The organism is Brunnivagina elsteri CCALA 953, assembly GCF_002289455.1.
Lineage (GTDB): Bacteria > Cyanobacteriota > Cyanobacteriia > Cyanobacteriales > Nostocaceae > Brunnivagina > Brunnivagina elsteri.
In genome coordinates this window covers 1-4906 of record NZ_NTFS01000455.1, presented here as the reverse complement: position 1 = coordinate 4906, position 4906 = coordinate 1, and the positions used below count along the sequence as shown (strand labels likewise).

Below are 4906 nucleotides of genomic sequence, written 5' to 3'. Positions count from 1 at the left end.
ACAGAAGCCGCTTGCGCGTCTACCCGCAGGGTGGAACGTACGCGCTACTCTACGAGAAGGCGTACCACTCCGTGGAAGCAAGCTACGCGCAGCGTGTCGCTTTGCGACTCAGTGCCTACGCGTTGCCGCAGGCTAGAATCTCGCGTAGATGCTACCCTACCTAGCCCTAAGAGGGCGGCTACGCCAACGGAACGCGAAACGCGAACGGGAAGTCTTTCGCCTACGTTCCTCAGCATGACAACACAGGATCATTCATTTTGTGGCTTACTCTAAGCATCAAACTCTTTGCTGTGGTGCATTAAGAAGTCAGGATTTGGGAATATTCGGTATTGACTTTTTTAAGTACTTGTAGTCAGGTTTTTGATTTTCGCTGTAGCTTAAATTACTATTAAATATATGGCTCTTCCGTAGGTGTTATGCTGAATTTTAAGCTAAAATTATGGATTTGCCTTTAAAATCAAGGCTTTCAGGCAGTTATAACCTTGATTTTATCCCAAAGGCTCAAAAGTCAAGATTAAAAGCTATCTTTCTTGTACAGCAAGGACTATGAGCTATTTTATAGGTGTTTTTAGCATAACAAGTAATGAAGAACCAAATAATTTACAAATTTAAAATCATCAGGATGTAAAAATTATACTTTTAAAATATGGAGTTATATCGATAAGCTGATAATGGTTATCAGTAAGATGTTAACGTCATTGTTTATTTCTAGTCCAACATGATTTGTCACCTTTAGCACCCAATTTCAATTACTTTACCTTAAGTGCTGTACTTTTCCCTAAATCCTTGGTGAGTAAGCCTTTTAAGACTTTTTAACTTTGTATAAAAATCATCATCATATTCCGCATCTTGCCAATTCCGTGCGACTTCAACTTGCTGCACAAATAAATCTTTCACACCGCAAAAATTAGCACCAGCTAAATTAGCCCCCATCAGCTTTGCACCAGATAATCTCCCATTACTAAAATCAGCCCCAACTAAATTTGCACCCACCAAATTTGTCCATCTCAAATCAGCTTTATTTAAATTAGCTTCACTGAGATTTGCCCGTAATAAATAACCATGAGCAAGATGAACTTGAGTTAAATTAGCTTTAGATAAATTAGCTTGATAAAGATAAGCTGCGATTAATTCCGCTTCATACAAATTCGCACCGCTCAAATCAGCCGCAATCAAATTAGCTGATACTAAATTAGCAAAACCAAGATTAGCCCTGTGAAGTTTTGCTCCCCCAAAATCAGCTTTTCTCAGATTACTCCCACTTAGATTACTTCCAATCAGATTTGCCCCATTCATTAAAGCATCTTCAAGATTAGCACCACTCAAATCGCAACCAATCAAATTCGCACCACTCAAATCGACTTGCGTCAGTTTTGCAGCCACCAAATTAGCCAGACTAAAATCTGGTTCAATCAGAGGGTTTTTTTGCCTCCACCCAACCCATGCGATCGCACCTGCTTGTAAAATAGCTAAATGCTCGTAATTAGCCATTATTTCCCCTTTACTCCTTACGACCACCTAAAGGATTTACCCTACCAGCAACATTTTCAATAGCAGCTTTTGCCCCAGCAGCACCAGCAAGAATATCCTGTTCTTGTCCCCCTAAATACAACCTGCCAAAACTACCTACAGCTTGCACTTCCAAAATATTAATGGCAGCAGCTTTTTCAGCCTCATTCGCAGCTAATGCAGCATAAGCAGCAGGTTCAACTTCCAATACATACAACGTTTCCCCAGCCAATAGCAATTGCCCCCGACGGGTACGATTGATTAATTGTGTTTGGTAAGCATCAATATTACGGATAATTTGACTGGAAAGTATACGCGGTTTCAGACATTCCTCTCTTTTAACCCCCAAAAACGCCAAAATTGCCGCTCCTGCCGCTCGTGTCTCCCCTTGAGAAGCAGAATGTACTTCCAGTAAACCATACAAACGTTCAACAACCTGCACCCCAGGACGTACAGAAGCAGATTTGAGCGCCACATCAGTAATACGATTAATTTCAATCCCCGGAGAAACCTCAATCCACAATGATGTATCCCCTGGCAATGGCAAAAAACCTTGGGCAACTGTTCCGATATAAGCCGCATGTTGAGGCTGTAAATTGTCAAGAAATACGAAACTGCGTAATTCAACTCCCAAGACTTTATTCTCCGGTCAGTAAAGTAATAATTATTAATGAAGAAATATGTATTAAACCTAACCTACCATGAGAGGGGAAGAGTCTTTTAGATATTTCCCATATTTTCCATATTTCCCTTTCCGAAAAATATCCCTTTCCCAGTGTAGTCATTAGTATATTTATAATTCGCAGATACTCCCCAGATATCGCGATGCGATAAACGGAGATAAAAGCCAAGTGCGATCGCAGTGTAGGAAACCGCAATGCTAATATTTGAGGAATACTTTCAGGAAAATTGCCGAAAATGGGTAACGCGGGATGATGCTGATTGCAGCCTTACTCTTAGTGACAATCATTATCTTTTTGACCACAAACGTGCTGGAGATACCTATTGGTTAACTTGGAATTCGGCAGATTTTTTCTACGATCGCCAGGAATTTCAAATCCATCTCATCTTGGAAAAGTCTGCTGGTGTAGATAGTTTTGGGTATGGTTTTGCTTGGGGATTATTGGATACAAGTAATTTTTTTGAGTTTATTATTTCTGGTAATGGATTGTATCGTATTACCCAGTATAAAGATGGAGTTTCGACGCATTTTTCAAATTGGAAAAAGTGTGAACAAATTCAAATTGGGGATAGTGTGAACCTGTTGAAAATTCGTAAGATTGGGAATTTTGTCGGCTTTTATATTAATAGCAGTTTAGTCGAAACCCTTCCATCAGAAAATGTCATGGACGTTTTAGGTAAAAGCTTTGGATTTATCATCCATGATAAAATTACAACCAAGTTTCACAGCTTAACTATTAGTACTCCAGAACCAGAAAAAACGGCAGAAGAAACAACAAAAGATGTTAAAGAATCAAAACCAGAAACTAAAGCGACTTTCATCGAACACGAACCACCAGATGATGACACCTTAGAGAAAATCACTGGGGATTTAAATGCATTAATTGGACATGAAAAAAGCAAACATCAATTATTTGCGATCGCGAATTTTCTCAAAGTACAAACTGAACGCAAGCAAAGAGGACTCAAAACAGTAGAAACATCCCTACATCTCATGCTATATGGTCCACCAGGCACTGGTAAAACAACAATTGCCAGATTACTTGGTCGTTTGTACAAACAACTAGGCTTTTTAGAACGGGGACATGTTGTGGAAACCGACCGTGCTGGCATTATAGGCGGATACATCGGTCAAACTGCATTGCGAGTAGAAAATGCCGTCCAGCAAGCATTAGGAGGTGTCCTATTCATCGATGAAGCTTACTCATTAGTTCCTGATGATACACCAAATGACTTTGGTAGAGAAGCACTCCAAGTACTACTTAAACGCATGGAAGACAAACGTCAACACATGGCTGTAGTTGTGGCTGGATATGCTGATGAGATGGAGAAATTTATCGAATCGAATCCGGGTTTAAAGTCGCGGATTAATCGTTTATTATATATTGACCATTACAAACCAGATGAATTATTGGCAATTTTCAAAAAATTCTGTATTGATAATGGATACTCAATCGATTTATCAGGTTATATAGTTCTGCAAAGAGAATTTACATTAGCTTACGAAAAACGCACTAAAAACTTTGGGAATGGTCGATTTGTTCGCACCCTATTCGAGCGTGCGATCGAACAACAAGCAAACCGAATTGTTAACGAATTACCAAAACTAGACAATTCTGAAATCTCTTTAATTACCGGAGAAGATTTATCTTTTATCTCTGTCGATTATTTTTGAATTAGGACGGGGATTAACCCCGCCTTACTCATGATATGATAGATAAATCGCTGGTTGAGATATCTTAATTTTCTACAAATCCCTCAATTAATTAATATATTCCACCACATCTTCAGTATTAAACCGCACCTTCGGTCTTTGGGCACTGTGATCTTCATCCGAACGATACCCAACAGGACACACAACAACCGCTTTATAACCTTGTGCAGGAAGTCCCAAAACCTCATCATATTTTGCAGGTACAAATCCTTCCATCGGACAAGTATCAATACCCAAAACAGCCGCAGCCGTCATAAATTGCCCCAACGCAATATAGACTTGGCGAGTAGACCATTCATTAATATCCAAAGGATAGGGAGGCTTTTCCATAAACCCCTTAACGACAGAGCCAAACTTTTGGAGATTTTCCACAGGTGTTTGCTGAACTTCTGCCATGCGATCGAGATAACGGTCAACATCAGCAGCATTCAAGTCTTTTTTAATCGCAAAAACAACCAAATGCGACGCATCAACAACTTGTGCCTGTCCCCAAGAATGTGCCAATAGCTCGCGACGAATTTCTGGATTACCGACGACAAAAAATTTCCAAGGTTGTAGTCCAAACGAAGAAGGAGCTAAAACCATACTTTGTTCCAGTGTTTTCCAGGCATCATCAGAGATTGTTTTGCTAGGGTCAAATTTCTTGGTAGCATAACGCCATTGAAGTTGTTGGAGAACGGAATCTGGTGTAGATACTGCACTGCTCATATACTATCTCTCGGTTTATTACTTCATTTTGAAGGCGCTGCCGAATCAAAGTACAATTTTATTGTAGGATCTGTGTTACAAAAATATACCTAAATTCAGCATCGTCCACAAACATTAAAGATATAACAGCGTGTCATAAAAGGCTAATTTTCGCCTCCCCCTAATTTTGCTAAGAGAACTCCACAGAAAGAAATGCCCAATGTCATTCTGAGGAACGAAGAATCTCGCGTAGATGCTTCGTTCCACCCTGCGGGAAGCAAGCTACAGCATGACAACACAGGATCGATCATTCAT

General features: G+C 39.9%; 3 protein-coding genes and 1 pseudogene. 1 reads left to right on the top strand and 3 read right to left on the bottom strand.

The window, feature by feature from the left end:
• Nucleotides 1-906 precede the first annotated feature (906 nt).
• Together CK510_RS26270 and ccmP are read right to left on the bottom strand one after the other, a co-directional pair.
• Nucleotides 907-1491: pseudogene (locus tag CK510_RS26270) on the bottom strand (pentapeptide repeat-containing protein); the annotation flags it as partial.
• A 10-nt stretch (nt 1492-1501) separates the two neighbouring features.
• On the bottom strand, nt 1502-2143 hold the full coding sequence (gene ccmP, locus CK510_RS26265) for a beta-carboxysome protein CcmP (RefSeq protein ID WP_095724472.1): 642 nt from the start codon (nt 2141-2143) through the stop codon (nt 1502-1504).
• A gap of 243 nt (nt 2144-2386) precedes the next feature.
• On the opposite strand from ccmP, the gene CK510_RS26260 reads away from it, so the two are divergent.
• Nucleotides 2387-3865: an AAA family ATPase gene (locus CK510_RS26260; RefSeq protein ID WP_095724471.1), complete on the top strand. Its 1479-nt coding sequence runs from the start codon at nt 2387-2389 to the stop codon at nt 3863-3865.
• Nucleotides 3866-3952: 87 nt separating this feature from the next.
• On the opposite strand, the gene CK510_RS26255 is transcribed toward CK510_RS26260, so the two are convergent.
• Nucleotides 3953-4612, bottom strand: coding sequence for an NAD(P)H-dependent oxidoreductase (locus tag CK510_RS26255; RefSeq protein WP_095724470.1), 660 nt, complete (start codon nt 4610-4612; stop codon nt 3953-3955).
• Nucleotides 4613-4906 lie beyond the last annotated feature (294 nt).

What these genes read in the sequence shown, in the direction of transcription:
- CK510_RS26260 (WP_095724471.1), top strand. Translation starts at nt 2,387, where the DNA reads ATGCTAATATTTGAGGAATACTTTCAGGAAAATTGCCGAAAATGGGTA.
- CK510_RS26255 (WP_095724470.1), bottom strand. Translation starts at nt 4,612, where the DNA reads ATGAGCAGTGCAGTATCTACACCAGATTCCGTTCTCCAACAACTTCAA.